General features: G+C 72.5%; 28 protein-coding genes. 16 read left to right on the top strand and 12 right to left on the bottom strand.

The annotated features are described in order from the left end of the window. Positions 1 to 33 precede the first annotated feature (33 nt). The 3 genes from Sspor_RS16750 (at position 34) to Sspor_RS16740 (ending at position 2838) form a co-directional block, all read left to right on the top strand. Positions 34 to 1410 (top strand): S1C family serine protease, encoded by a 1377-nt coding sequence (locus Sspor_RS16750; RefSeq protein ID WP_202199861.1) that lies wholly within the window; start codon positions 34 to 36, stop codon positions 1408 to 1410. A gap of 119 nt (positions 1411 to 1529) precedes the next feature. After that, positions 1530 to 1967, top strand: a complete 438-nt coding sequence (locus tag Sspor_RS16745) for a sec-independent translocase (protein WP_202199860.1) — start codon at positions 1530 to 1532, stop codon at positions 1965 to 1967. 139 nt (positions 1968 to 2106) lie between these two features. After that, positions 2107 to 2838 (top strand): hypothetical protein, encoded by a 732-nt coding sequence (locus Sspor_RS16740; RefSeq protein ID WP_202199859.1) that lies wholly within the window; start codon positions 2107 to 2109, stop codon positions 2836 to 2838. An 84-nt stretch (positions 2839 to 2922) separates the two neighbouring features. Here the strand turns inward: Sspor_RS16740 and Sspor_RS16735 are convergent, their stop codons facing one another. The 3 genes from Sspor_RS16735 to Sspor_RS16725 form a co-directional block, all read right to left on the bottom strand. Beyond that, complete coding sequence (locus tag Sspor_RS16735) at positions 2923 to 4083, bottom strand: Mrp/NBP35 family ATP-binding protein (protein ID WP_237403890.1); 1161 nt, start codon at positions 4081 to 4083, stop codon at positions 2923 to 2925. A gap of 42 nt (positions 4084 to 4125) precedes the next feature. Then, positions 4126 to 4701 carry a DUF1003 domain-containing protein gene (locus Sspor_RS16730; RefSeq protein WP_033219039.1) on the bottom strand — a complete coding sequence of 192 codons (576 nt, stop codon included), beginning with the start codon at positions 4699 to 4701 and terminating at the stop codon, positions 4126 to 4128. Positions 4702 to 4807: 106 nt separating this feature from the next. Then, positions 4808 to 6079, bottom strand: coding sequence for a magnesium transporter MgtE N-terminal domain-containing protein (locus tag Sspor_RS16725; protein ID WP_030764689.1), 1272 nt, complete (start codon positions 6077 to 6079; stop codon positions 4808 to 4810). A 187-nt stretch (positions 6080 to 6266) separates the two neighbouring features. Here Sspor_RS16725 and Sspor_RS16720 point away from each other — a divergent pair, with 187 nt between their 5' ends. Continuing rightward, positions 6267 to 7052 carry a hypothetical protein gene (locus tag Sspor_RS16720; RefSeq protein ID WP_237403889.1) on the top strand — a complete coding sequence of 262 codons (786 nt, stop codon included), beginning with the start codon at positions 6267 to 6269 and terminating at the stop codon, positions 7050 to 7052. Positions 7053 to 7102: 50 nt separating this feature from the next. Here Sspor_RS16720 and Sspor_RS16715 read toward each other — a convergent pair whose 3' ends face one another. Both Sspor_RS16715 and Sspor_RS16710 read right to left on the bottom strand, forming a co-directional pair. Continuing rightward, a complete protein-coding gene (locus Sspor_RS16715; RefSeq protein ID WP_202199858.1) occupies positions 7103 to 7618 on the bottom strand; it encodes a hypothetical protein in 516 nt (171 codons plus the stop codon). A gap of 25 nt (positions 7619 to 7643) precedes the next feature. Next, positions 7644 to 8759: a magnesium and cobalt transport protein CorA gene (locus Sspor_RS16710; protein ID WP_202199857.1), complete on the bottom strand. Its 1116-nt coding sequence runs from the start codon at positions 8757 to 8759 to the stop codon at positions 7644 to 7646. A gap of 391 nt (positions 8760 to 9150) precedes the next feature. Between Sspor_RS16710 and Sspor_RS16705 the strand changes: the two genes are divergently transcribed. The 4 genes from Sspor_RS16705 to Sspor_RS16690 all read left to right on the top strand — a co-directional run bounded on the left by Sspor_RS16705 (position 9151) and on the right by Sspor_RS16690 (position 12051). After that, positions 9151 to 9735: a suppressor of fused domain protein gene (locus Sspor_RS16705; protein ID WP_202199856.1), complete on the top strand. Its 585-nt coding sequence runs from the start codon at positions 9151 to 9153 to the stop codon at positions 9733 to 9735. A gap of 60 nt (positions 9736 to 9795) precedes the next feature. Next, positions 9796 to 10440, top strand: a complete 645-nt coding sequence (locus tag Sspor_RS16700; protein ID WP_202199855.1) for a DUF6758 family protein — start codon at positions 9796 to 9798, stop codon at positions 10438 to 10440. Between the two features lie 66 nt (positions 10441 to 10506). After that, positions 10507 to 11370, top strand: a complete 864-nt coding sequence (locus Sspor_RS16695) for a PHP domain-containing protein (RefSeq protein WP_202199854.1) — start codon at positions 10507 to 10509, stop codon at positions 11368 to 11370. A gap of 75 nt (positions 11371 to 11445) precedes the next feature. After that, a complete protein-coding gene (locus tag Sspor_RS16690) occupies positions 11446 to 12051 on the top strand; it encodes a MarC family protein (protein WP_202199853.1) in 606 nt (201 codons plus the stop codon). A gap of 97 nt (positions 12052 to 12148) precedes the next feature. On the opposite strand, the gene Sspor_RS16685 is transcribed toward Sspor_RS16690, so the two are convergent. From Sspor_RS16685 to Sspor_RS16675, 3 genes are all read right to left on the bottom strand, one after another. Further along, positions 12149 to 12301, bottom strand: a complete 153-nt coding sequence (locus Sspor_RS16685) for a DUF8834 family protein (RefSeq protein ID WP_202199852.1) — start codon at positions 12299 to 12301, stop codon at positions 12149 to 12151. 97 nt (positions 12302 to 12398) lie between these two features. Further along, on the bottom strand, positions 12399 to 13256 hold the full coding sequence (locus Sspor_RS16680) for an alpha/beta fold hydrolase (RefSeq protein WP_202199851.1): 858 nt from the start codon (positions 13254 to 13256) through the stop codon (positions 12399 to 12401). 107 nt (positions 13257 to 13363) lie between these two features. After that, positions 13364 to 15376: a DEAD/DEAH box helicase gene (locus tag Sspor_RS16675; RefSeq protein WP_237403888.1), complete on the bottom strand. Its 2013-nt coding sequence runs from the start codon at positions 15374 to 15376 to the stop codon at positions 13364 to 13366. A 471-nt stretch (positions 15377 to 15847) separates the two neighbouring features. Here Sspor_RS16675 and Sspor_RS16670 point away from each other — a divergent pair, with 471 nt between their 5' ends. Next, positions 15848 to 16606: a ferritin-like fold-containing protein gene (locus Sspor_RS16670; protein ID WP_202199850.1), complete on the top strand. Its 759-nt coding sequence runs from the start codon at positions 15848 to 15850 to the stop codon at positions 16604 to 16606. 134 nt (positions 16607 to 16740) lie between these two features. Here the strand turns inward: Sspor_RS16670 and Sspor_RS16665 are convergent, their stop codons facing one another. From Sspor_RS16665 to Sspor_RS16650, 4 genes are all read right to left on the bottom strand, one after another. After that, entirely contained in the window at positions 16741 to 17043 is a 303-nt protein-coding gene (locus tag Sspor_RS16665) for a hypothetical protein (protein WP_202199849.1), read from the bottom strand. Positions 17044 to 17152: 109 nt separating this feature from the next. Next, entirely contained in the window at positions 17153 to 17380 is a 228-nt protein-coding gene (locus tag Sspor_RS16660) for a DUF3107 domain-containing protein (RefSeq protein ID WP_030011334.1), read from the bottom strand. Positions 17381 to 17544: 164 nt separating this feature from the next. Continuing rightward, positions 17545 to 18183, bottom strand: coding sequence for a TetR/AcrR family transcriptional regulator (locus Sspor_RS16655; protein ID WP_202199848.1), 639 nt, complete (start codon positions 18181 to 18183; stop codon positions 17545 to 17547). 173 nt (positions 18184 to 18356) lie between these two features. Further along, entirely contained in the window at positions 18357 to 18572 is a 216-nt protein-coding gene (locus Sspor_RS16650) for an Rv3202a family protein (RefSeq protein WP_202199847.1), read from the bottom strand. 132 nt (positions 18573 to 18704) lie between these two features. Here Sspor_RS16650 and Sspor_RS16645 point away from each other — a divergent pair, with 132 nt between their 5' ends. The 7 genes from Sspor_RS16645 to Sspor_RS16620 all read left to right on the top strand — a co-directional run bounded on the left by Sspor_RS16645 (position 18705) and on the right by Sspor_RS16620 (position 26807). Next, a complete protein-coding gene (locus tag Sspor_RS16645) occupies positions 18705 to 19700 on the top strand; it encodes an alpha/beta fold hydrolase (RefSeq protein ID WP_202199846.1) in 996 nt (331 codons plus the stop codon). A 5-nt stretch (positions 19701 to 19705) separates the two neighbouring features. After that, positions 19706 to 21091 (top strand): DUF3152 domain-containing protein, encoded by a 1386-nt coding sequence (locus Sspor_RS16640; RefSeq protein WP_202199845.1) that lies wholly within the window; start codon positions 19706 to 19708, stop codon positions 21089 to 21091. Positions 21092 to 21173: 82 nt separating this feature from the next. Then, positions 21174 to 21269: an Ms4533A family Cys-rich leader peptide gene (locus Sspor_RS41575; protein ID WP_323187520.1), complete on the top strand. Its 96-nt coding sequence runs from the start codon at positions 21174 to 21176 to the stop codon at positions 21267 to 21269. 184 nt (positions 21270 to 21453) lie between these two features. After that, positions 21454 to 23193: an ABC transporter substrate-binding protein gene (locus Sspor_RS16635; RefSeq protein WP_202199844.1), complete on the top strand. Its 1740-nt coding sequence runs from the start codon at positions 21454 to 21456 to the stop codon at positions 23191 to 23193. Then, a complete protein-coding gene (locus tag Sspor_RS16630; RefSeq protein ID WP_202199843.1) occupies positions 23159 to 24151 on the top strand; it encodes an ABC transporter permease in 993 nt (330 codons plus the stop codon). Before Sspor_RS16635 ends, Sspor_RS16630 begins: the two co-directional genes overlap by 35 nt. Next, positions 24148 to 25140 carry an ABC transporter permease gene (locus tag Sspor_RS16625; RefSeq protein ID WP_202199842.1) on the top strand — a complete coding sequence of 331 codons (993 nt, stop codon included), beginning with the start codon at positions 24148 to 24150 and terminating at the stop codon, positions 25138 to 25140. The genes Sspor_RS16630 and Sspor_RS16625 overlap by 4 nt, the downstream gene beginning before the upstream one ends. Further along, complete coding sequence (locus Sspor_RS16620) at positions 25137 to 26807, top strand: dipeptide ABC transporter ATP-binding protein (RefSeq protein ID WP_202199841.1); 1671 nt, start codon at positions 25137 to 25139, stop codon at positions 26805 to 26807. The genes Sspor_RS16625 and Sspor_RS16620 overlap by 4 nt, the downstream gene beginning before the upstream one ends. Positions 26808 to 26978: the final 171 nt, after the last annotated feature.

Here is a 26978-nt window from a genome sequence, read left to right as displayed (position 1 = left end):
CGGCACATGCGCATAGGTACGCGGGGAGCGCCCATGGCCGACAGGCAGCAGACCGACCCGGCTCCGCAGTGGTGGAGCCGGCCCGAGGAGACGGCCGGGGACGGCCGCCGCGCAGGGGTGCCCGCGCCGCGGCCCGCGGGCGGGGACGAGGACCGCGTGCAGGACGCGGTCCCGGCCCGGACCCCGGCCCCGGACGGGTCGGCTCCTGACGCGCGGGCCCCCGGCGCGTCGGGCAACGTCCCGCCCGCGGTCGCCGTGACGCGGTACGACCCCTGGGGCGCCGTGCCGTTGCAGGTCGTGGACCGCGGCCGGCCGCCGCGGATCCGGCTGTGGCAGGTGGTGGCCCTCAGCCTCGGTACGGCCCTGCTCGCCGGCGGCATCGGCGGCTACCTCGGCGTGCTCGCCGAGCGGCGGAGCAACACCCGTCTGGAACTGCCCCAGGCCGCCGCGGCCGACAAGGGCCGGGCCCCCGAGAGCGTGGCCGGGATCGCGGCCACCGCACTGCCCGGGGTGGTGACCCTGCACGTACGGGGCACGAAGGGCAGCGGTACGGGTACCGGCTTCGTGCTCGACCAGCAGGGGCACATCCTGACCAACAGCCATGTCGTCGCCGACTCCCAGGAGATAACGGTCACCTTCAGCACCGGCGAGAGCGTCACCGCCGAGCTGGTCGGCCGCGACTCCGGCTACGACCTGGCCGTGGTCAAGGTCGGCGGGGTGCGCGGGCTCCAGCCGCTGAGCCTGGGGAACTCCGAGAACGTGAAGGTCGGCGACCCGGTGGTGGCCATCGGCGCGCCCTTCGACCTGTCGAACACCGTCACCGCGGGCATCATCAGCGCCACCGGCCGGCCCGTCACCGCGGGCGGCGACAAGGGCGACGGCAGCGACATCAGCTACGTCGACGCACTGCAGACCGACGCCCCCATCAACCCGGGCAACTCCGGCGGCCCGCTCCTCGACGCGAAAGCCCACGTGGTCGGCATCAACAGCGCGATCCGCGGGGCCGACAAGGACGATCCCACCCGGCAGGGCGGCTCCATCGGCCTGGGCTTCGCCATCCCCGTCAACCAGGGCAAGCGGGTCGCCGAGGAGCTCATCCGCACCGGCCGCGCCACGCACCCGGTCATCGGGGTCACCCTCGACATGGACTACACGGGCGACGGGGCCCGGGTCGGGGACAAGGGCGAGGACGGCAAGCCGTCCGTCGTCGCCGACGGGCCGGGCGCGCGCGCCGGGATCCGGGCCGGGGACGTGATCACCAAGGTGGACGGCCAGCGGGTCTGCGGCGGCGACGAGCTGATCATCAGGATCCGGGCCCACCGCCCGGGCGACGCGCTGACCCTCACCGTTCTCCGCGGGGGCCGCGAAAGCACACTGGAAGTGGTCCTCGGATCGGCGAACGGCTCATGAGCAGGGGATGACAGCCGGGAGAAACCGGCCGCGGACGCGGTACACAGGTATGGGCCCGCGGACAACGCCGGGTACCGTGTGTCGGGGCCCGAAGTGAGAGAGAGCCGAGGAGCGGCAAGGTGTTCAACGACATAGGCGCACTCGAACTTGTCACGATCGTGGTGCTCGGCATCCTCGTCTTCGGACCGGACAAGCTGCCCAAGGTCATTCAGGACGTCACGGGCTTCATCCGCAAGGTCCGGGCCTTCTCGGACAGCGCGAAGCACGACATCCGCTCGGAACTCGGCCCGGAGTTCAAGGATTTCGAGTTCGAGGACCTGAACCCGAAGACCTTCATCCGCAAGCAGCTGACCGAGAACGAGGACCTCAAGGAGATCCGCACCAGCTTCGACCTCCGCAAGGAGCTCAGCGACGTCTCCGACGCCGTGAAGAGCTCGGAGGCCGGTGCCGCCCCGGCCGCGGCCGCCACGCCCGCGGTGACCGGCCCGGATCTGCTGAAGAAGCCCGCCGCCCCCGCCCCGGACGAGCGCTCGCGCTTCGACGCCGACGCCACCTGACGCGCGGCCTGCCCGGCGATCCGCGGTCGGATGGCTATCCTCCATCTGTCCGGATCGCAGGACGCCCGAGGGAGGGGGTCCCCCCAGCACAGCGAGGGGGAGGGCCGTTCCGGACCCCACGGAACGAGAGGCCGCCCAGATGGAGACGACGAGCAGCAGCCGGGTAGGGGCGCAGACCGCGGAGGCCCCCGCCCCCGCCGCCGCACCCGCCCAGGAGCCGGATACCGGCCCACACAGCGATACACAGCCACAGGAGCCCCCAGCGCCCGTACCGGCGGCCCGCCGGACGGCCGAGGGGTTCCTGGCGGCCGACTTCCCCTGGTACGGGCTGGACGGGGCCTTCACCGGCCCGCGCTGGCTCATGCAGGTCGCCGTGGCCGCCGACGGCACGGTGGAGCACGGATCCACGGGCCACGGCGACGAGCCCTCCGCCCGGGGCGAGATCGCCACCGGTGAGAAGGAGCGCTTCGCGGTGGTCATCACCGTGGCGAGCAACCCGCTGCGCCGCAGCGGCGACGGCACCGGCGTCCTGGAGGCCACCTCGGTCGCCTCGGCGGCCTGGCTGGCCGGCTCCGGACTCCTGGCGTACAGCTGGCCCGGCCAGATGGACCACTCGCTGCGCGACGACTGGCTGGACCAGCAGACCGAGGCCGCCTGGGAACTGGCGGACGACCTGGCCGGTGAGGACTGGTCCACGCTGTCGCTGCCGGTGGACGGGGAGCCGACGCCGTTCCACTACCGCGAGTCGGAGTTCGGGTGGGTGCTGGCCGGCTCCACGGGGAGCGGCGTCCACCTGGGCGCCTACGGCCGCGGGATGAGCGCCTACGGTCTGGGGTTCTCCGCGATCGCGGACCTCGGCTCGTACCAGTGACGGGTAACGGGTAACAGGTCACGGGGACCGGTACGCGGAAGGGCGCCGCTCGGCGAGCGGCGCCCTTCCCCGTGGTGCGGACGGTCAGAACTTGTTGCGCGGGGTGATGCCCAGGGACATGCCCGACAGACCGCGCGCACGGCCGCCCAGCTTGCCCGCGATCGCGCGCAGGGCCGCACCGGCCGGGGAGTCCGGGTCGGACAGCACGACGGGCTTGCCCTCGTCGCCGCCCTCGCGCAGCCGCACGTCGATCGGGATCGACCCCAGCACCGGCACCGTCGCGCCGACCGTCTTGGTCAGGCCGTCGGCGACCTTCTGGCCACCGCCCGAGCCGAAGACGTCCACCATCTCGTCGCAGTGCGGGCACGGCAGGCCCGACATGTTCTCGACCACACCGACGATCTTCTGGTGGGTCTGCACGGCGATGGAGCCGGCCCGCTCCGCGACCTCGGCCGCGGCCTGCTGAGGCGTGGTGACGACGAGGATCTCCGCATTCGGCACCAGCTGGGCCACGGAGATCGCGATGTCGCCCGTACCCGGCGGCAGGTCCAGCAGCAGCACGTCGAGGTCGCCCCAGAACACGTCCGCCAGGAACTGCTGGAGGGCGCGGTGCAGCATGGGCCCGCGCCACACCACCGGGGCGTTGCCCGGGGTGAACATGCCGATGGAGATGACCTTCACGCCGTGCGCCGACGGCGGCATGATCATGTTCTCGACCTGGGTGGGACGCCCGTCCACACCCAGCATGCGCGGCACGCTGTGACCGTAGATGTCCGCGTCGACCACGCCGACCTTCAGGCCGTCCGCGGCCATCGCCGCGGCCAGGTTCACCGTGACGGAGGACTTGCCGACGCCGCCCTTGCCGGACGCGACCGCGTACACGCGGGTCAGCGAGCCGGGCTTGGCGAAGGGCACCTCGCGCTCGGCGGTGCCGCCGCGCAGCGTGGCGGCCAGGTCCTTGCGCTGCTCGTCGCTCATCACGTCGAGGGTGACGGCGACGGAGGTGACGCCCGCGACCTTCTCGACGGCCTCGGTGACGTTCTTGGTGATGGTCTCGCGCATGGGACAGCCGGACACCGTGAGGTAGACCGTGACGGCGACCTCGCCGCCCTCACCGATCTCCACCGATTTGACCATGCCGAGCTCGGTGATCGGCCGGTGGATCTCGGGGTCGTTCACCGTCGCCAGTGCGTCCAGGATCGCGTCCTGCCCAGGCACGGCGGCGGAGCTTGTGTCGGTAGCCATGCCCCGATGGTACGGCTCGGTAGCAGGCCGCGGGAAAGCCCGTCAGCGGTCGCCTTCATCACGTTCGGCGGGGAATAGACGCCGCTCGTCCATCTCCTTGATCAGGTCCTGGAACTCGGACCTGATCCAGTCGCGGGTGGCCACCTCGCCCAGGCCCATCCGCAGGGCGGCGATTTCCCGGGTCAGGTACTCGGTGTCGGCGATGGACCGCTCGTTCTGCTTGCGGTCCTGCTCGTGGGTGACCCGGTCGCGGTCGTCCTGCCGGTTCTGCGCGAGCAGGATCAGCGGAGCCGCGTAGGAGGCCTGCAGCGACAGCATCAGCGTCAGGAAGATGAACGGGTAGGGGTCGAACCGCAGGTCGTCGGGCGCGAAGATGTTCCACAGCACCCAGACGATGATGACCAGGGTCATCCAGACGATGAACCGGCCGGTGCCCAGGAAGCGCGCCACCCGCTCCGAGAGCCGCCCGAAGGCCTCCGGGTCGTACTCGGGCAGCAGCGACCGGCGCGGCGCGCGCGGCAGGTCCAGGCGCACCCGCGAGCGCGTCAGCGCGCTCGACCCGGCGCCCGAGGACCTCCCCGCGCGCTCGCCGGAACGTTCCGCCGCTTCCGCCGCCAGCCCGTGCTCGCGCGCCTGCGTCCGCGCCTGCTCACGCCGCTCCCGGATCTGCTCGCGGCGCCGCTCGCGCGCCTGCTCGCCCCGCCCCCGGTCGAAGCGTCCTCGTTCAGCGGCCACCCACGGCCTCCTCGGAATGGAAGTCCGTCTCCCGCCAGTCGTCCGGCAGCAGGTGGTCCAGCACGTCGTCCACGGTCACCGCGCCCAGCAGCGAGCCGCTCTCGTCGACCACCGGCACCGCCACCATGTTGTAGGCGGCGAGGTGCGTGGTCACCGCGGGCAGCGAGGCGTTCGGGCGCAGCGGCGGCAGGTCCGTGTCCACGATCGAGCTGACCAGCGTGAACGGGGGGTCGCGCAGCAGCCGCTGGAAGTGCACCGTGCCCAGGTACTTGCCCGTCGGCGTCTCGTCCGGCGGCCGGCACACGTACACCTGCGCCGCCAGCGCAGGCGACAGGTCCGCCTGCCGTACGCGGGCCAGCGCGTCGGCGACCGTCGCGTCGGGCCGCAGCACGATCGGCTCGGTGGTCATCAGACCGCCGGCGGTGTTCTCCTCGTAGGACAGCAGGCGGCGCACGTCGGCCGCGTCGTCCGGCTGCATCAGCGTCAGCAGCCGCTCCTTGTCGTCCTCCGGCAGCTCGGAGAGCAGGTCGGCCGCGTCGTCCGGGTCCATCGCCTCCAGGACGTCGGCGGCGCGCTCCTCCTTCAGCTTGCCGAGGATCTCCACCTGCTCGTCCTCGGGCAGCTCCTCCAGCACGTCCGCGAGCCGGTCGTCGTCGAGGGCGTTGGCCACCTCGGCGCGCCGCTTCGGCGTCAGGTGGTGCAGGACGTTCGCCACGTCCGCCGGGCGCATCTGCTCGAAGGTGGCGACCAGGTTCTCGGCGCCCTGCCCGTGCTCCTCCAGCGAGAAGCCCGTGACCGCCGACCACTCCACCGTCAGGGCCTCGCCGCGCCGGCGCAGCGCTCCCGACTTGCCCTTCCGTACGAAGATCCGGTCGATCTCCCAGTCCCGGCGGGCCGGCAGCTGCTGGATGGCCACGTCCAGGACGGTGACCTCCTCGCCGCTCGCGACCAGCGTCACCCGCCGGTCCAGCAGCTCGCCCAGGACCAGGCGTTCGGTCGGGCGCTGCTCGAACCGCCGCATGTTGATCACACCGGTGGTGATGACCTGCCCGGACTCCACCCCGGTGACCCGGGTCATGGGCAGGAAGATCCGGCGCCGGCTGACGACCTCGACCACCAGGCCCAGCAGCCGCGGCGGCCGGCCGCCGACCCGGAGCATCGCGACGAGGTCGCGGACCCGGCCGACCTGGTCGCCGTTGGGGTCGAAGACGGGCACACCCGACAGATGCGAGACGAAGATCCGCGGGGCGCCTGCAGCCATCCGAGCGCCTCCTAGTGCGTCGATCAAGAGTCGTGCCGCCCCTCAGGCTAGCCCGTGCCCGGGGAAAGCGTCCTGGTGGGGCGGTCCGGCCGGGGGTCGGTGTTCACCGGGGCGCGGTCGCGGGGCGCGCGCTACGGGCGGGTACGCTGCCTGACGCTCGCAGACGACCGACGAGAGGCACCCGCCCGTGACCGCCTACTTCCCTGCCGCGCGGCTGCGCCGGGCCGCCTTCATCGGTGTGCTGTGCGCGGGCCTCGCCGTCACCGGTACGGGCTGCGGGGAGGACCCCGACGAGGGCACGAACGGTGTCGGCAAGCTGTCCGCCGACAAGATCGAGGCGAAGGCGAAGGCGGCCGCGACGGAGGCCGACTCGGTGCACCTGTCCGGCACGCTGGTGAGCGGCGGCAAGTCCTTCACCCTCGACATGCGGCTCAAGGCGGACGGCGGTTCCGGCGAGGTGAAGTCCAACGACGACACCTTCCAGCTGCTGCGCGTGGGGGAGCAGCTCTACCTGAAGGCGAGCGCGGCGTTCTGGGGCCAGTCCGACTCGGCCGGCAAGCTCGGCGACAAGTACGTGAAGGTGCCCGAGGGCGACCCCTCGTACAAGCAGTTCCGCGGCTTCACGGACATGGACGTGCTGCTGGACGGGCTGCTCGGGCTGGAGGGCAAGCTCGCCAAGGGCTCGTACACGAAGGTCGGGCACACCCGCGCGGTCCAGGTCACGGCCGACGCGGGCAAGGGCGGCAAGCTGTCGGTATCGCTGGAGGGGACCCCGTACCCGCTGCTCATGGAGCGCGCCGGGGGCGCGGGCAGGGTCGAACTCGCGGAGTGGGGCAAGACGTTCCCGCTGGAGGCGCCCGCTCAGGACCAGACGGTCGACTACGGGTCCCAGTTGCCGACGACCAAGGACGCGGGCGGCGCCCCCGCCCCCTCCAAGAGCTCCGGCCAGGGCGCGAACCCGACCAAGCCCTGAGCGGTCCGGGACCGCACCTTCACCCGTGGCCGGCGGTACGCCGGTACCCCCTAACCCCGGGCGGCCTTCCTGCGCTTCAGCAGCAGCTTCGGCAGGCCCGCCGGGATCGCCCGGCGGGTCGTCGCCGGGGACGGCAGCGGAGTCGCGGCCAGCGAGCCGTCCGGCAGGCCGGCGCGGACCGACTCCGGCTCCAGCCGCAGCAGCCGGCACTCCCGCGCCCACCGCTCGGTCATGTCCTCCGAGTCGGGCGCGTTCAGCCGCTTGCCCTTGAGCTCGGCGACGGCCGCCGCCCACTCCTCGCCCCGCGGAGGCAGCTCCCGTACCGTCGCCGTCCAGGCCACCAGCCGGCCGCCCTTGTCCTTGCTCCGTACGGTCACCTCGGCACTCGCGCCGTCCGCCAGCCCCGGGAACGGCTGTTCGCCGGGCCCGTCGCCCAGTACGTGGGCCGCGCCGTCCACCCAGGCGTGCCACAGGGCGCGGTCGGCCCCGCCGCCGCGCACCCAGATCAGGCCGGACTTCTTGGTGGCCTCCTCGACGAGGGCCAGGTCGAGCGTGCTGAGAGTCATGCCGACAGCGTAGGGGGTCGCTCCCTCAGAGCCAGCCGTGGCGGCGCAGTGCGCGGTGGATGGTGAAGCAGGAGGCGGCGATCGCGGCCATCACCATCGGATAGCCGTAGCGCCAGTGGAGCTCCGGCATGTGCTCGAAGTTCATCCCGTACACGCCGCAGATCATCGTCGGCACGGCGATGATCGCCGCCCAGGAGGTGATCTTGCGCATGTCCTCGTTCTGGGCGACCGTCGCCTGGGCGAGGTTGGCCTGGAGGATCGAGTTCAGCAGCTCGTCGAAGCCCACCACCTGCTCGTGCACCCGGGCCAGGTGGTCGGCGACGTCGCGGAAGTACTTCTGGATGTCCGGGTCCACCAGCCGCATCGGCCGCTCGCTCAGCAGCTCCATCGGGCGCAGCAGCGGTGAGACCGCCCGCTTGAACTCCAGCACCTCGCGCTTGAGCTGGTAGATGCGGCCCGCGTCGCCGCCGCGCGCGCTGCCCTTGGCGGGGGCGGCGAAGACCTCGCTCTCCACCTCGTCGATGTCGTCCTGCACCGCCGCGGCCACCGCGATGTAGCCGTCGACCACGTGGTCGGCGATGGAGTGCAGGACCGACGAGGGGCCCTTCGCGAGGAGGTCCGGGTCGCCCTGGAGGCGGTGGCGCAGGCCCTTGAGGGATCCCTGTCCGCCGTGCCGGACGGTGATGACGAAGTCGGGGCCGGTGAAGCACATCACCTCGCCGGTCTCCACCACCTCGCTGGTGGCGGTCAGTTCGGCGTGGTCGACGTAGTGGATCGTCTTGAAGACGGTGAAGAGGGTGTCGTCGTAGCGCTCCAGCTTCGGCCGCTGGTGCGCGTGCACCGCGTCCTCCACGGCCAGCGGGTGAAGCCCGAAGGTGGCGGCGATCCCCGCGAACTCGGCCTCCGTCGGCTCGTGCAGCCCGATCCAGGCGAACCCGCCGTCCTCGCGGACCCGGCGGATCGCCTCACGGGGCGTCAGACACGCCGGGCCCAGCATCCGGCGCCCGTCGCGGTACACGGCGCAGTCGACCACCGCGCTGCTCGCCGACGGGTCGCGGGTGGTGTCGTAGCCGGGCTGTACGGGGGTGGCCCTGCGCAGGGCGGGACGAACGGCCGCACGCAGGTAGGGCAGCATCGACATGGCAGGCTCCTTCTCGCGCACGGCTGCGGACCGTACGGGTGGGAGACCCTCCTCCGCAGGCGGGCGGGCAGGCCCGGGCAGGGAGGGAACAGGACGGGAGGACAACGTTCTGCCGTCGCTCTTCTACTGATCGGCGGATCAGGGGATCGAGCAGATCAAAGGGGGCGGGATGCGCCCGTCACAGAAGTGGAAGAGCGATTGGTACTGCACGATCGACTTCGGTCCACCGCAGCCCCACCTCCTCCGGCCGGTCCCCCGTGAGGGACGTCCTGTCGCCGGGGCGCTGAAACACCGCTTCTGCGTGCGGCCCCGAACAGCTGTCAACACTATCAGCCGACGGATGGTCAAGACCCGCCCTTTACCCGGCTGATACGAGTTCTATGCTCGCTTCATGGCAGAAATTCTGGCTCTCGTGGAGGCCCGGCTGCGTACGGCGTTCGGTGAACCCGACGCACGCGCCGCCGTCACCTTCCTGGGCACCGACCGCATCGAGGTACTCCGTTTCGCCGAGGGCGACCTCGTGCGGTACGCGACCCTCGGGATGTCCGCGCACCCGATGACCGATCCGACCGCCGTGGTCGCCGACCCCGTACGGGGCCCGCGCGCCGAGCTGGTGCTGACCGTACGGGGAGGACTGGCGGCCACCGACAAACTGCTGCGGCCGCTCGCGGTGCTGGCCGCGTCTCCGCAGGTCGAGGGGCTGATCGTGGCCCCCGGGGCCTCGCTGGACGTGGGCGCGCCGCTCTGGGACGGGGCCCCCTTCAGCTCCGTCCTCGTGGCGGAACCGGGCGGCCTGGTCGAGGACCTGGAGCTCGACGAACCCATGGACCCGGTGCACTTCCTGCCCCTGCTGCCGATGACGGCGAACGAGGCCGCCTGGAAGCGCGTGCACGGAGCGGCCGCGCTCCAGGAACGCTGGCTCGCGCGCGGAACGGACCTGCGGGACCCTTTGCGTAGCGCCGTCGCCCTGGACTGAGGGCCCGGACGGGTGAGCGTGCCTTGACTGGGGGCCGGGCGGGGAGGAGCGTGGCTTCCTATGAGGGGTGAACCAAGTTGCCCGAAGTGCGGCGGCCGGGTCAGGGCGCCCGGACTTTTCTCCGACTCCTGGCAGTGCGCGGTGCACGGTGCCGTCCACCCCCTGCAACCCGTCATCCCGCCGAGCGTCGAAGGCCTGAGCGTGATGGTGCACCGCGCCAGGGTGCCGGTGTGGATGCCGTGGCCGCTGCCGGTGGGGTGGCTGTTCACCGGGGTCGCGTCCGCCGGTGACGACCGCAGCGGCGGCCGGGCGACCGCGGTGGCCTGCTCCGGCCCGGGCCCGCTCGGCGGGATCGGCGAGTTGCTGCTGATCGCGGAGGAACTGGGTGTCGGCCTGGGCGCGCGGTACGCGGGCATCGACGGAGTCGACCCCGGCTCGTCCATCGACGTATCGGCGCCACCGCACGCCAAGGTGGTCGCGGCGGGCCGTCCGACCCCCCTGTGGCACGTGGGCGGCGGCCCGGACGACCGGGCCGTCTTCGCCGGCGAGGCGTGCGGCCTGTGGCTGTGGGCGATCGTCTGGCCGGAGCAGTCCGGCCTGTTGATGTACGACGAGCTCGTCCTCACCGACCTGCGTGACGCGGGAGCCGAGGTCGAGCTCGTTCCGTGCGGGGCCCTGAGTCCCCGCATCCTGGGCCCTGCCTGAGGGGTGCCCGGGCCCGGTTATCCTGGAGTGTCCCCCGTTCGTACGTACGACCCATGGAGCCAGGCTGTGCGCATCGACCTGCACGCCCACTCCACGGCCTCCGACGGTACGGACACCCCCGCCGAGCTGGTGCGCAACGCCGCGGGCGCCGGGCTGGACGTGGTGGCGCTGACCGACCACGACACCGTGCGCGGATACGGCGAGGCCCTCGCGGCCCTGCCGGCCGGACTGACGCTGGTGACCGGGGCCGAGCTGTCCTGCCGGCTCGACGGGGTCGGCGTGCACATGCTCGCGTACCTCTTCGACCCCGAGGAGCCCGAGCTGGCCCGTGAGCGGGAGCTCGTCCGCGACGACCGCACCCCGCGCGCCCGGGCCATGATCGGCAAGCTCCGGGACCTCGGAGTCGACGTCACCTGGGAGCAGGTGGCCAGGATCGCCGGTGACGGCTCGGTCGGGCGGCCGCACATCGCCACCGCCCTCGTCGAGCTGGGCGTCGTGCCCACCGTCTCGGACGCCTTCACGCCCGAGTGGCTCGCCGACGGCGGCCGTGCGTACGCCGAGAAGCACGAGCTCGACCCCTTCGAGGCCGTACGCCTGGTCAAGGCGGCGGGCGGGGTCACCGTCCTCGCGCACCCCGCCGCCGTCAAGCGCGGACGGTGCGTCTCCGAGTCCGCGATAGCCGAACTGGCGACCGCGGGCCTGGACGGCATCGAGGTGGACCACATGGACCACGACGCCGACACGCGCACGCGCGTGCGCGGCCTGGCGGCGGACCTCGGCCTGCTGGCCACCGGGTCCAGCGACTACCACGGCAGCCGCAAGACCTGCCGCCTCGGGGAGTTCACGACCGACCCCGAGATCTACGGCGAGATCACGCGCCGTGCGACGGGGGCCTTCCCGGTGCCGGGCGCCGGCGGACGCGAGCGCTGACCGGCCGGATCCGGCCCGCTCCACCCGTCCCACTTTTCTTCTTCGCGACACCCCTCTCTTCTGCAAGGCATCACTGTGTTTGAATTCGCCGTCTTCGGATCCCTTTTTCTCACCCTTTTTGTGATTATGGACCCCCCGGGGATCACGCCGATCTTCCTCGCCCTGACCTCCGGCCGCCCCGTCAAGGTGCAGCGCCGCATGGCCTGGCAGGCCGTCTGCGTGGCCTTCGGTGTCATCGCGGTCTTCGGTATCTGCGGCCAGCAGATCCTGGACTACCTGCACGTCTCCGTCCCGGCGCTGATGATCGCCGGTGGTCTGCTGCTCCTGCTCATCGCGCTGGACCTGCTCACCGGCAAGAACGACGAGCCGAAGCAGACCAAGGACGTGAACGTGGCCCTGGTGCCGCTGGGCATGCCGCTGCTGGCCGGACCCGGCGCGATCGTGTCGGTGATCCTGGCCGTCCAGAAGGCCGACGGCGCAGCGGGGCAGGTCTCGGTGTGGGCCGCGATCGTGGCCATGCACGTCGTGCTGTGGATCACCATGCGCTACTCGCTGGTGATCATCCGGGTCATCAAGGACGGCGGGGTCGTCCTCGTCACCCGGCTCGCGGGCATGATGCTCTCGGCGATCGCCGTCCAGCAGATCATCAACGGCGTGCTCCAGGTCGTCCAGGGCTCCTGACCCCGGGCCGCCCGCCCGGCCGCCCGATGGCCCGGCCGCTCATACGAACGCCCCCGCACCGGACCGGTGCGGGGGCGTCAACGTCTTGTGCGATGCGTCAGCAGGACGCACTCTCGGCCGGTCGGATCAGAATGCGCTGGCCGACCGATGCGGCCTGCTGCACGATCCGGTTGACGGAGGCCGCGTCGACGACGGTGCTGTCCACGGCGGACCCGTCGACGTCGTCCAGGCGCAGAATCTCGAAGCGCACGGGGCTTCTCCCTTCGTCAGTGTTTCTCCTTGCACTGGTCCAACGAAGTGTAGGCCGCAATCATTCCCTACGCTAAGGAAATTTTTTCACTGGCTAACTACACGCCGGTGCAGGAGTCCCAGAACGCGGCCAGCTCACGCGCCGTCGTGGCCGGGTCCTCGGCGTTCGGGGAGTGATCCGTCCCCGGTACGACCACCCGCCGCGCGCCCAGGCGCCGGGCCGTCTCGTCCAGCAGCGGCACCGGCCAGGCCTGGTCCACGGCCCCCGACAGGACCAGCTTCGGCAGGTCGACGCCGCTCAGCTCCGCCACCCGGTCCGGCTCGGAGATCAGCGTCCGGCCGGTCACGATCAGCTGCTCCGGGACGGTGGCCAGCCACCGCTCGCGCAGGAAGCTCGCGAGCTCGGGGGAGTCCGCGGCCGCGTCCTGCGGATCGTGCGCCCGCATCGCCGCCCAGATTCCGGGCATGTCGTCGCCCATCGCCTCCAGCGCGGCGACCAGCAGCTTCGTCCGGGCCTGCTGGTCCTCGGAGATCGCGGCCGGCCCGCTGCTCATCAGGGTGAGCGAGACGAAGGGGGAGGGGTCGCGCAGCACGGCCGCGCGGGAGATCAGCCCGCCGAGGGAATGGCCGACCAGGTGCACGCGGTCCCCGCCCAGCGCGCGGACCTGCGCGAGGACGTCGCGCGCCAGCTCCTCCAGGGCGTACGGGGCCTCCTCGCGCGGTCCCGGGGTCTCGTGCTGCCCGCGCCCGTCCACGGCGACGACCCGGTACCCGGCGGCCGCCAGCGGTTCCAGGAGGCCGATGAAGTCCTCCTTGCTGCCCGTGAAGCCGGGGACCAGCAGGGCGGTGCCGCGTACGGGCTCACCGGCCTCGTGCACGGCGAAATCGCCGCGCTCGGTGGTGAGGAGGTACGCGCGGGCGGCGGCGGGCAGGGTCAGGCGCGGCGGCTTGCTCATGGCCCGAGGTTACCGGCCCGTACGGGTACCCGGCACGGCCCGGGCAGGCCGATGGCCCCGGCCCCCTCGGAAGGGGATCGGGGCCATCGGCGGGTGCTGCGTGAGGCTCAGGCCTCCGGGGCGGCCGCGACCTTGCGGGTGCGGGTGCGCTTCGGCTTGACCGGGGCCTCCTCGGCCACGGCGGCGGCCTCGGCGGCCGGAGCGGCCTCGGCGACCTTGCGGGTGCGGGTCCGCTTCGGCTTGACCGGAGCCTCCTCCGCCACCGCGACGGCCACCTCGACGGTCTCGGCGGCGGCCGGAGCCGCCTCCGCGACCTTCCGCGTGCGGGTCCGCTTCGGCTTGGCCGGAGCCTCCTCGGCGGGAGCCTCGGCGACCGGGGTCACCGCGGCGGCCGGGGCGGCAGCGGCCTTGCGGGTGCGCCGGGCCTTCACGGGCTCGACGGGCGGGGCCATCTGGAAGTCCGGCTCCGGAGTCGTCACCACGACCTTGCGCGGGCGCCGTGCCCGGACGGGCGCGGGCTCGACGAGCGGGGCCATCTGGAAGTCCGGCTCCGGGGCGCTCTCCACGACCTTGCGGGTGCGGGTGCGCCGCGGCTTGGCCGGGGCCTCCTCGGCGACCGGGGTCACCGCGGCCACGGGGGCCTCGGCCACCGCGGCCGGAGCGGCCTGAGCGGTCTCCGCGGTCTGGGCCGGCACCGCGGCGACGCGGGTACGGCGGCGGCGCGGCCTGCGCGGCTCGTCGGCGGCCGGAGCCGCCGGCGCGTCCGCCACCGGGGTGACCGCGGCCGGAGCCTCGGCGCCCTCGGCGAGCTCGGCCCCGCCCCGGGTACGGCGGCGCTGGCGCGGCGTACGGGTACGGGCCGGACGCTCCTCGGTCGCCACGGCGGCGGCCGCCGGACCGGAGCGGCCGCCACGGCCACCGCGGCCGCCGGTCTCGCCCAGGTCCTCCAGGTTCTCGGCCTTCAGGCCGGCCCGCGTGCGCTCGGCGCGCGGCAGGATGCCCTTGGTGCCGGCCGGGATGTTCAGCTGCTCGAACAGGTGCGGCGACGTGGAGTACGTCTCGACCGGGTCGTGGAACTCCAGCTCCAGCGCCTTGTTGATCAGCTGCCAGCGCGGGATGTCGTCCCAGTCGACCAGGGTGACGGCGATGCCCTTGTTGCCCGCGCGGCCGGTGCGGCCCACGCGGTGCAGGAAGGTCTTCTCGTCCTCCGGCGTCTGGTAGTTGATGACGTGGGTCACACCCTCGACATCGATACCGCGCGCGGCGACGTCGGTGCACACCAGCACGTCGACCTTGCCGTTGCGGAAGGCGCGCAGCGCCTGCTCGCGCGCACCCTGGCCCAGGTCGCCGTGGACGGCGCCGGACGCGAAGCCGCGCTTCTCCAGCTGCTCGGCGATGTCGGCCGCCGTGCGCTTGGTACGGCAGAAGATCATGGCCAGGCCGCGGCCCTCGGCCTGCAGGATGCGGGAGACGAGCTCCGGCTTGTCCATGTTGTGCGCACGGAAGACGTGCTGCGTGATGTTGGCGACGGTCGCGCCCTCGCCGTCCTCGGAGACGGCGCGGATGTGCGTCGGCTGCGTCATGTACCGGCGGGCCAGGCCGATGACCGCGCCCGGCATGGTCGCCGAGAACAGCATCGTCTGACGCTTGGCGGGCAGGTACGCCATGATCTTCTCGACGTCGGGCAGGAAGCCCAGGTCGAGCATCTCGTCGGCCTCGTCCAGGACGAGGGCCTTGACGCGCGAGAGGTCGAGCTTCTTCTGCCCGGCCAGGTCCAGCAGGCGGCCCGGGGTGCCGACGATCACGTCGACGCCCTTCTTGAGCGCCTCGACCTGGGGCTCGTACGCGCGACCGCCGTATATGGCGAGGACGCGGACGTTGCGGACCTTGCCCGCGGTCAGGAGGTCGTTGGTGACCTGGGTGCACAGCTCGCGGGTCGGAACCACCACGAGGGCCTGCGGGGCGTCGGTCAGCTGCGCGGGGGTGGCGCGGCCGGCCTCGACGTCCGCCGGGACGACGACCCGCTCCAGCAGGGGAAGGCCGAAACCGAGCGTCTTGCCGGTACCGGTCTTGGCCTGGCCGATGACGTCCGTGCCGGAAAGGGCGACGGGGAGGGTCATCTCCTGGATCGGGAAGGGGGACACGATGCCGACGGCCTCAAGGGCCTCGGCCGTCTCGGGAAAGATCCCGAGGTCTCGGAACGTAGTCAGGGTGCTGCCTCTTCTGTGAGACGCGGCGCGAGGCGGCGAGGGGGGTCGTACCGTGCCGTGCTTGCAGTACTGCTACGTACGAAGCTGCGCGGGACCACTAGCCTTCGCTCAAGCGCATCTGCCGCTGAGGGGGCCCCTCGTGGGAGGCGGTACGCATGAACGTACGCACCGCACCGAGGGCGGTCGGTTGGAGCCGATCGGGCCACCGACCGGGCATCCTCATTCGGATGGCCCGCCGAGTATTCGGCAGGCGCATTACCACTGTACCCCGGAATCGCGCAGCTGTGTCGGGTGAATTCACCGGGTAGGCGCGTTTAGCTGGACAGGCAAGCAACCGGCGTGGTGCCTTGGAGGGCCATTCGGCGGGCTATTGTGCGGAGCATGTCGACCGTAGAAAACGCCTCTCCCGCCGACGACAGCGCCCCCGCCGGAGCCGTGGGCATCGCCGCCCAGGACTGGGCCGCTGCCTCTGCCTCGCCGCAGTACCGGGCCGCCGTCGTGGACCTGCTCGGCGCGCTCGCGTACGGCGAGCTCGCGGCCTTCGAGCGCCTGGCGGAGGACGCGAAGCTCGCGCCCACCCTGGACGACAAGGCCGAGCTCGCCGCGATGGCCTCCGCCGAGTTCCACCACTTCGAGCGGCTGCGGGACCGGCTCGCGGCGATCGACGTCGAGCCCACCGCCGCCATGGAGCCCTTCGCGAAGGGCGTCGACGACTTCCACCGCCAGACCGCGCCGTCGGACTGGCTGGAGGGCCTGGTCAAGGCCTACGTCGGCGACTCCATCGCCAGTGACTTCTACCGCGAGGTCGCCTCCCACCTGGACACCGACACCCGGGCCCTGGTGCTCGGCGTGCTCGACGACACCGGTCACGGCAACTTCGCCGTCGAGAAGGTCCGCGCGGCGATCGAGGCGGACCCGCGCTGCGGCGGCCGCCTCGCGCTGTGGGCCCGCCGGCTGATGGGCGAGGCCCTCTCGCAGGCCCAGCGCGTGGTCGCCGAGCGCGACGCGCTCTCGACCATGCTGGTCGGCGGCGTCGACGGGATGGCGGCCGGTTTCGACCTGGCGGCCGTCGGCGAGATGTTCACCCGCATCACCAAGGCGCACACCAAGCGGATGGCGGCCCTCGGCCTCGCCGCCTGACCGCACGGAGCTCCACACCGCCGGCCCCGGCGCACACACCGTGCGCCGGGGCCGGCGTACGTGGTGCGGACATCAGGTGCCGAGCGTCGGGCGGCAGGCGCCAGACGCCGGGCGGCCGCCTTCAACGATCCCGGTCAGCCCCGCGTCGGGAGTGAAAACGGAGTCCTGTGGGACTGCCTGCGGGGCCCTGAGGCCGGACGGAGCAGCAGGGACAGGACCACGGCCGACACCAGCACCGCGCCGATGAGCGTCGCCGTCAGGGTGTTGTGACCGGGCCCCAGCGCGAAGTGTGTGAGATACGCCCCGAACAGCGCCCCCAGCACCCCGCTGACCAGCACCACTTTGGCGGAAGGCAACCGGCGCGGGAGCACCCGGGCGGCTGTCGCGGACAGGGCGAGGCCCAGGAGCGCGGAGCCGAGCACTTCCAGCAGCAGCATGAGGTCTCTCCCATACGTCAGGGCAAACCGGGTCACTGCGGTCCTACCCGAAGCGGAAGAAACAGAAACGGCCCGGCGGGATCAACCACCGGGCCGTTTCCAACAGTTCTCAGAGCGCGCCGAAGCCCACCTTGCGCACGCTCGGCTCGCCCAGGTCGACATACGACAGGCGGTCGGACGGCACCAGGACCTTGCGGCCCTTGTTGTCGGTGAGGCTCAGCAGCGGCGCGGTGCCGGACAGCGCGGCGGTGACGATGCTCTCCAGCTCCTCGGCGCTCAGGTCGCTCTCCAGCACGATCTCCCGGGGTGCGTGCTGCACGCCGATCTTGACCTCCACGGCTTTGTCCCTCCGACGATCCGTTCGCGCGATCAGCCGCGCCGTACGCGGTCCACATTAGCCCGGAGAGGGGACGCGGACCGCGCGGAGCGAACACGCTCGCAGCGAACAGCGGTGGCCGACAAGGGCCGCCGGCGCCGAGGACGCCGCCGCGAGCCGGCCCCTCAGGCCTCCGTGCCGTGCAGCGGGAAGCCGGCGATACCGCGCCAGGCCAGCGAGGTCAGCAGGCCGACCGCGGTCTCCCGGGCGACCGGGCTCTCGCTGGAGAGCCAGTAGCGGGCCACGACCTGGGAAACCCCGCCCAGGCCCACGGCCAGCAGCATCGACTCGTCCTTGGACAGGCCGGTGTCCTCGGCGATGACGTCGGAGATGGCCTCGGCGCACTGGAGCGAGACGCGGTCGACGCGCTCGCGCACCGCCGGCTCGTTCGTCAGGTCGGACTCGAAGACCAGCCGGAAGGCGCCGCCTTCCTCCTCCACGTACGCGAAGTAGGCGTCCATCGTGGCCGCCACGCGCAGCTTGTTGTCCGTCGTCGACGCGAGGGCGGTGCGCACCGCCAGCAGCAGGGCCTCGCAGTGCTGGTCCAGCAGAGCCAGGTACAGGTCGAGCTTCCCGGGGAAGTGCTGGTAGAGCACCGGCTTGCTGACGCCGGCCCGCTCGGCGATGTCGTCCATGGCCGCCGCGTGATACCCCTGCGCGACGAAAACCTCCTGGGCCGCGCCCAGCAGCTGGTTGCGCCGGGCCCGGCGCGGCAGTCGCGTGCCCCGCGGACGCGCTGCCTCGGTCTGCTCGATGGCTGTCACGCCGCCTCCCACTTTCTCTAAGAACACAGTGCGCTCTGCGCCGCGCCGCCATCGTACTTTTCGGTAACCGAATCTGGTGGGTTCAATCCGACTTTTCTCGCGGTACGGACCACCCGGAGGTGCTGGTCAGCGGTTTGATCAGCGGTTTGGCCGGTGCCCGCCCGGCAGCGGGGTCAGCGGTAGTCGTCCTCGTCCAGCGGCACCACCCGCGCCTGCTCGACGGCATCGCCGTCCGTGACCCCTTCCACCGTGCGAGCGGTGATCGGGTCGTCCTCATCCGGCCGGAGATCGGCCAGCTGCTCCGCCACATCCGCCTCGGGCGCCTCAGGATCGAGGGCTTCCGGAAACTGCTCCCGGAAGGTGTCCGGCTCCGCAGGGTCGACAGTCATGCCGCTCCCCTCGCTTCCTTGTACTCACTTACGAGCCTAGGAGGATCGCGGAGGCACCGCTATGCGGATCCGCTTGAATTTGTGACCGTGAACACAAGAAGTGGAACGTGATCGTCTCGTAACATTGCCCGCATGTCATCGACCGAGCTGCCGGGCGTACGGTCCACCACCGAGCTGTCCTCCCAGGTGGGCGCAGTCCGGGTGGCTGAAGGGGAGCGGTTGCGCACCGTCGCGCTGCCCGGCCTGGAACTGGCCGTCCGGTCCCGTCCGCCCCTGAGCGCCGGGCTGCCGCCCGCCCTGTTCGTGCACGGACTCGGCGGTTCCTCGCAGAACTGGTCGGACCTGATGGCCCGGCTGGCCGGCACCGTCGACGGCGAGGCCCTGGACCTGCCGGGCTTCGGCTGGTCCCCACCACCCGCCGACCGGGACTACTCCGTCACCGCTTTCGCCCGCGCCGTCATCCGGCACCTCGACGCCGCCGGGCGCGGCCCGGTGCACCTGTTCGGGAACTCCCTCGGCGGCGCCGTCTCCACCCGCGTCGCGGCCGTCCGGCCCGACCTCGTGCGCACCCTGACCCTGGTCTCGCCCGCCCTGCCCGAACTGCGCGTGCAGCGTTCGGCCGTGCCGACCGCGCTGCTCGCCGTGCCCGGGGTGGCCGCGCTCTTCAACCGGCTGACCCAGGGGCTCAGCGCCGAACAGCGCACCCGGGGGGTGACGGAGCTCTGCTACGGAGACCCCTCCCGGGTGACACCCGAGGGATTCCGCAACGCCGTGGAGGAGATGGAGCGGCGGATGGCCCTGCCGTACTTCTGGGAGGCGATGACGCGCTCCTCGCGCGGCATCGTCGACGCCTACACCCTCGGTGGCCAGCACGGACTGTGGCGGCAGGCGCAGCGGGTTCTCGCGCCCTCGCTGCTGGTCTACGGTGGCCGGGACCAACTGGTCTCGTACCGTATGGCGCACAAGGCGGCCGCGGCCTACCGCGGTTCGCGCCTGCTGTGCGTTCCCGAGGCCGGACACGTGGCGATGATGGAGTACCCCGAGGTGGTGGCCACCGCCTTCCGGGAGCTGCTGAACGACACCGGAACGGGCGAGAGTGACCGGAATACCGAAGACGGCAGAGGCTGAGGACCGTGGGACGACATAGTCGCAAGGGGCCTGCCCCAGCTCCGGCCGCTGCTCCGGCACCCGCCCGGCCGCAGCCGGAGCCCGCACCGCTGCCGTACGAGGAACCGTCCGCCGGGTACTGGCCCGAACCGACCGTCACCCACCAGGGGTACGTGTCCCAGGACCACCGGGCCTTCGCCGACGCGCGGACCGGGGGCCACCCCCAGCAGTACGAGTCCGGCGGCGCCTGGGGGGCCCGCCCCGACTCGGTGTACGGGGACTGGCACGGGGTGCGGCGCCCGCACGAGCCCACCGCCACCGCGCCGGCACCCACGGCCTTCCGTGACTCCGACACCCCGGCCTTCGGCACCCCCGCGGTGGGCTTCCCGCAGGTCACCCTGACGCCGCCGGCCGCATTCGACGCGGGTCCAGACCCCCTCGCCTCCACCGGCGCGCAGCGCCGGGTGCCCGGTCCGCGCAAGCCCGTCGATCCGGTCCTGCCCGCCGACGCCCCCGCCGACGCCCCTGCCGACGCCGAAGCCGACGCTTCCGCCGAGGAGCCGCCCGGCCGCGGCCGCAAGGTCCGTACGTACACGGGCATGGCCGCCGTGGCCGTCACCACCGTCCTCGCCGTCGTCGTCGCCGGCCAGATGGCCTCGGACGGGGACGGCGAGAAGTCCGGCGCGCAGGCCTCCGTCGGCGACAGCCGCGGCGACGCGGGCGCCTCCCGTTCGGACGACCGTGCGACGCCCCAGGGAGCCTCGCCCGCCGGGCCCGCCGCACCGGCCGCGGTCGCGCCCGAGCCGGAGCTGACGTACGAGCAGAAGATGGCCCAGCAGCTGCCGCTCGACGCGAAACTCGCCGGGCCCGGGACCTTCGACACCGTGCCCGGTGTCGCCAAGGCCCCCGGCAAGGGCAAGGTCGTGCGCTACCGGGTCGACGTCGAACAGGGCCTCGGCCTGGACCCGCAGCTCTTCGCCGAGGCCGTCCACCGCACCCTCAACGACAACCGCAGCTGGGGCCACGGCGGTACGAAGACCTTCGAGCGCGTACCGGGCGGCGAGGCCGACTTCGTGATCACCCTCGCGAGCCCTGGCACCACCGGGGTGTGGTGCGCCAAGTCCGACCTCGACACCGTCGTCGGCAACGTCTCCTGCGACTCGGCCAAGACCGAGCGGGTGATGATCAACGCCTTCCGGTGGGCCCAGGGCTCCGAGACCTACGGCCCGGACCAGATGTTCACCTACCGCCAGATGCTCATCAACCACGAGGTCGGCCACCGGCTCGGCCACGACCACGTCAACTGCCGCACTCCGGGCGCGCTCGCCCCGGTCATGCAGCAGCAGACCAAGTCCCTCGACATCGACGGCATCCAGTGCAAGCCCAACCCCTGGGTATTCCCCGAGAATTGACGGCAAGTCACCTCACGCGCCACGCCGTACGGGCTGGTCGTCGCGTTGACAATCCGTCCGATCATCGGCGATGGTTCTCCGCATGTCGCACCGCCACACCCTGAACGCGAGCGCCGCCATCGAGCTGGCGCTCCTCGGTGTGGCCGCGCACAGCGTGGCCGACATCTTCTGTCGCTGACGCCGGCCCGACCGCGCAGCGTCCTCTCCCGTCCTTCTCGTGACGCCGCCGCGCCCGGGCACGCCCATGCCCGCAGGCGCGGCTTCCTCCCGTTCGGTGCCGGTCCGGTACCGCCGCCGACCGACGACCGTCGCCCCTCGCGTGGCCCTTCCGTTCTCCCTTCACGCCGAGAGGTCCTTCTCCGATGTTGCGTCAGTCCCACATATCGCGCCGCGTGGCCGCGGTCGCCGTCAGCCTCGTCCTGGCCGGGGGCGCCGCGGCCTGCGGGCCCAAGGACGCCGCGGACAAGGCCGGCTCGGGCGACAAGCCGGGCGCCGCCGGGGGTGCGCCGCAGAAGGGCGGCACCCTGACCGTCCTCAACTCCGAGCCGCAGAGCGACTTCGACCCGGCCCGGCTCTACACCTCGGGCGGCGGAAACGTCCCCTCGCTGGTCTTCCGTACGCTGACCACCCGCAACCGCGAGGACGGCCAGGCCGGCACCAAGGTCGTGCCCGACCTGGCCACCGACACCGGAAAGCCCAACGCCGACGCCACCGAGTGGACGTACACGCTCAAGGACGGCCTGAAGTACGAGGACGGCTCGCCGATCACCTCGGCCGACATCAAGTACGGCATCGAGCGGTCCTTCGCCGCCGAGCTGTCGGGCGGCGCCCCCTACCTGCGGGACTGGCTGGTCGGCGGGGAGACCTACGAGGGCCCGTACAAGGACGGCGGCAAGGGTCTCGACTCGATCGTCGTGCCCGACCCGAAGACGATCGTCTTCAAGCTCCGCAAGCCCGAGGGCGAGTTCCCCTTCGTCGCCACCCAGACGCAGTTCGCGCCCGTCCCCAAGGCCAAGGACACCGGGGTCAAGTACGAGGAACACCCCGTCTCCTCCGGCCCGTACAAGGTCGTCAAGAACGACAACGACGGCGAGCACCTCACCCTGGAGCGCAACGAGCACTGGGACGAGAAGACCGACGAGGAGCGCAAGGCCTACCCGGACAAGATCGACGTCCGCTCCGGTCTGGACGCCGCCGTCATCAACCAGCGCCTGACCACCAGCTCCGGCCCCGACGCCGCCGCCATCACCACCGACACCAACCTGGGCCCGGCGGAGCTCGCGCAGATCGGCGAGAACAAGGAGCTGGCCGGACGCGTCGGCACCGGCCACTTCGGCTACGTCAACTACCTGGCCTTCAACCCGAAGGTGGCCCCCTTCGACAACCCGAAGGTGCGCCAGGCCATCTCCTACGCGATCAACCGCACCAGCGTGGTCAACGCCGCCGGCGGATCCGCGCTGGCCGAACCGGCCACCACCTTCCTGCCCGAGCGCGAGGCCTTCGGCTTCACCCCGTACGACCACTTCCCGGCGGGGAAGACCGGCGACCCGGCCAAGGCCAAGCAGGTGCTGGCGGAGGCGGGCTACCCCGACGGCCTCACCGTCACCCTGACCCACTCCACCGCGCAGAACCGCCAGACCAGCCCCGAGGTCGCCACGGCCGTGCAGCAGGCGCTCGCCGCCGCCGGGATCACCGTCAAGCTGGAGGGCCTGGAGAACAACGCCTTCAACGAGAAGCGCTGGGACGTCAAGAACACCCCCGGCCTCTTCCTCTCCCGCTGGGGCGCCGACTGGCCCTCCGGCGCCCCCTTCCTCGCGCCGATCTTCGACGGCCGGCAGATCGTGACCAACGGCTCCAACTACAACCACGCGCAGCTCGACGACCCGGCCGTGAACGCCGAGATCGACGAGATCGCCAAGCTGACCGACCTCACGGCGGCCGGCAAGCGCTGGGGTGCGCTCGACAAGAAGATCGGCGAGCAGGCCCTGGACGTCCCGCTCTTCCACCCGGTCTACAAGCGGCTCGTCGGCAAGGACATCAAGAACGTCGTGATCAGCGACTGGACCGGTGTCCTCGACATCTCGCAGGTCTCCGTCAAGTGAGCGTCGCCCTGAAAGGTCCGGCGCAGCGACCGGCGCCGCAGCAGCCGGTGCCCGCACCCGGGGCCCCCGCCCCGCGGCCCTCGCGGCCGGCGCGGTACTGGCCCTGCTCGTCCTCCTCGCCCTCGCCGCACCGCTCCTCGCCCAGCTCACCGGGCAGGACCCGAACGCCTACCACGACGACCTCGTGGACTCCGCGCGCGGCGGGGTCCCGCTCGGCTCCTTCGGCGGGATCTCAGCCGACCACTGGCTCGGCGTCGAACCCGGCACCGGCCGCGACCTGCTGACCCGCCTGCTGTACGGGGCGCGGATCTCGCTGCTCGTCGCCCTGGGCGCCGTCGTCGTCCAGACACTCGTCGGCGTGGGCGTCGGACTCGCCGCCGCACTCGGCGGCCGGTTCACGGGCCAGCTCGTCGGCCGGTTCACCGACGTGATGATCGCGCTGCCGATGCTGGTGATCGGGATCGCCCTCACCGCGGTCGTCCCGCCCGACTTCCCGCGACCGCTGCTGCTGATCCTGATCATCGGACTGCTCGACTGGGGCGGCACCGCCCGGATGGTGCGCGCCCAGGCCCTCGCCCTGCACGGCCTGGACTTCGTGGACGCCGCCCGGCTCGCGGGGCGGGGCCGGCTGGGCATCGCCCGCCGCGAACTGCTGCCCTCGCTGGCCGCGCCCGTCATCACCTACGCCGCGATCAAGGTGCCCACCGCCATCGTGGCGGAGGCCTCCCTGTCCTTCCTCGGTGTCGGCGTGAAGCCGCCCACGCCCTCCTGGGGCCAGATGCTGTCCAGCGCGCAGACCTGGTTCCGCGCCGACCCGGCCTACGTACTGCTCCCCGCCGGGCTGCTCTTCGTCACCGTGCTCGCCTCCACCGTGCTGGGCGACGCCGTCCGCACGGCCCTCGACCCGCGCGAAGGCTCCCGGCTGCGGGTCGGCACCAGAAAGGAGCGCACGGCGTGACCCGCTTCGTGCTCAAACGGACCGGCGGGGCACTGTTCGTGCTGCTCGCCCTGTCCGTCATCGTCTACGCCCTCTTCTACCTCGCCCCCGGCGACCCGGCCCGCCTCGCCTGCGGAGAGCGCTGCAACCCGGCGCAGATCGCCCAGGTCCGCGAACAGCTCGGGCTGAACGAGTCCGCCCTCACCCAGTACCTGCACTTCCTCCAGGGGCTGCTCGCCGGCCGGGACTACTCCGGCGGCGCCGGGCTGGTCCTGCACTGCGACGCGCCCTGCCTGGGCTTCTCGTACCAGAACGACCAGCAGGTCACCGGGCTGATCCTGGACCGGCTGCCCGCCACCCTGTCGCTGGCGCTCGGCGCGCTGGTGATCTGGCTGGTGGTCGGCGTGGGCACCGGACTGCTCTCGGCGCTGCGCCGCGGCGGAATCACCGAGCGCGCCCTGACCGTCCTGACCCTCGCCGGGACCGGCACCCCCGTCTTCATCCTGGGGCTGCTGCTGCTCATGACCGTCTGCGCCTACCTCCAGTGGCTGCCGTTCCCGACGTACGTCCCCCTCACCGAGGACCCCGAGCAGTGGGCCTGGAACCTGCTCCTGCCCTGGGTCACCCTCGGCCTGTTCGAGAGCGCCAAGTACGCGCGCCTCACCCGGAGTTCGACCCTGGAGACGCTCGCCGAGGACCACATCCGGACCTTCCGCGCCTACGGGGTGGGGGAGCGGGCGGTGGTCACGCGGCACGCGGTGCGCGGCGCCGTGGCCCCCGTGATCGCGCTCAGCGCCGTGGACTTCGGCACGATGATCGGCGGCGCGGTGCTGACGGAGTCCCTGTTCGGGATCCCCGGCCTCGGCAAGACCCTCATCGACGGCGTACGGGTCGTGGACCTGCCCGTCGTGGTCGGCGTCGTCCTCGCGATCGGCGCAGCCGTGGTCCTCGCGGGCGCGATCGCCGACCTGCTGTACGCCGCCGCGGACCGAAGGGTGACCCTCGCATGACGCACTCACTGGTGGAGGTCACCGACCTCGTCGTCGACTTCCCGGTCGGCGGGGCGGGGGAGTACGTACGGGCCGTGGACGGGGTCCGCTTCACCCTGGAGGCGGGCCGGGCCCTCGGCGTCGTGGGCGAGTCCGGCAGCGGCAAGTCCACCGTGGCCGCGGCCCTGCTGGGGCTGCACCGCGGTACGGGCGCCCGCCTCGGCGGCACCGTCCGGGTGGGCGGTACGGACGTGGCCGCGGCCTCGCCGGCCGAGCTGCGCCGGCTGCGCGGCGGGACCGCCGCCATGGTCTTCCAGGACCCGCTGAGCTCCCTGGACCCGTACTACGCCGTCGGCGACCAGATCGCCGAGGTGTACCGGATCCACGCGGACGTCTCCCGGCGGGCCGCCCGGGCCCGGGCCGTCGAGATGCTCGACCGGGTGGGCATCCCGGACGCGGTGCGCCGCTCCCGCGCACGGCCGCACGAGTTCAGCGGCGGCATGCGTCAACGGGCCCTCATCGCCATGGCGTTGGCGTGCGAGCCGCAGCTGCTGATCGCCGACGAGCCGACCACCGCGCTGGACGTCACCGTGCAGGCCCAGATCCTCGACCTGCTGCACGGACTGCGCGAGGAGCGCGGGCTCGGGCTGCTGCTGGTCACCCACGACGTGGGGGTGGCGGCGGAGAGCGTGGACGAGGTGCTGGTGATGCGGGACGGGGCCGCCGTCGAGCGGGGTCCGGTGGCATCCGTGCTGGCCGCACCGGCGGAGCCGTACACCAGGGCCCTGCTGGCGGCGGTGCCGAGGCTGGACGGGCCGCGCCCCTCCCGGGACTCCGCCCCGGCCCCCGCGCCTCACACGCCGGCGGGGCCGCAAGCGGTCCCGGCAGTGGATGAACTGCCGCCCGTCGTCGAGGCGTTCGGGCTGCGGCGGGAGTTCGGGCGGGGCCGGCGCAAGGTCGTCGCCGTCGCCGGGGTGTCCCTCGCCGTGCACGCCGGGGAGACCCTCGGGATCGTCGGCGAGAGCGGCAGCGGCAAGAGCACCCTCGGGCGGATGCTCGTCGGACTGCTGGAGCCCGGCTCCGGGCAGGTCCGCCGGGACGGCGCCGAGGTCACCGGCATCGCGGGCGGCGTGCAGATGGTCTTCCAGGACCCGGTGTCCTCCCTCAACCCGCGGCGTTCCGTCGGCGAGTCCGTCGCCGACCCGCTGCGCGCGGCCGGGGAGCGGGACGAGGCGGCCGTCCGCGCCCGGGTGGAGGAGCTGCTGGTGCGCGTCGGGCTGGAGGCCGGGCACTACGACCGCTACCCGCACGAGTTCAGCGGCGGCCAGCGCCAGCGGGTCGGCATCGCGCGGGCGCTCGCGCCCGGGCCCCGGCTGATCGTCTGCGACGAGCCGGTCTCCGCCCTCGACGTGACCACCCAGGCGCAGGTCACCGCCCTGCTGGCCGAGCTCCAGCGGGAGCTCGGCATCGCGCTCGTCTTCATCGCGCACGACCTGGCGGTGGTCCGGCAGGTCAGCGACCGGGTGGCCGTCATGCGGGCCGGGGAGATCGTCGAGGAGGGTCCGGTGGACGAGGTGTACGACCGCCCGGCCCACCCCTACACCCGGCAGCTGCTGGCCGCCGTACCGGCGCTGGATCCCGCGCTGGCCGCCGCTCGCCGGCGGACGCGCCAGGAGGTCTTCGCGTAACGGGCCGACCGCGGCCCCGGCCGGTTCCGAGGCTGTACTTCTAGCGTGCTCGAACGCGAACCGTACGGGAAAGTTACGACTCTTCACCCCTTCCGGTGGCGCGACGGACAACCGTCCGTCGCGCCTTCGGCATATCCGCTTGAGTTCTCCCGCGGCGGGTCGCCTGACCGA

This window comes from Streptomyces spororaveus, assembly GCF_016755875.1.
In the GTDB taxonomy this organism is placed as follows: Bacteria; Actinomycetota; Actinomycetes; order Streptomycetales; family Streptomycetaceae; genus Streptomyces; species Streptomyces spororaveus.
The sequence above is the reverse complement of the archived record's forward strand: the minus strand, read 5'-3'. Positions and strand labels throughout refer to the sequence as shown.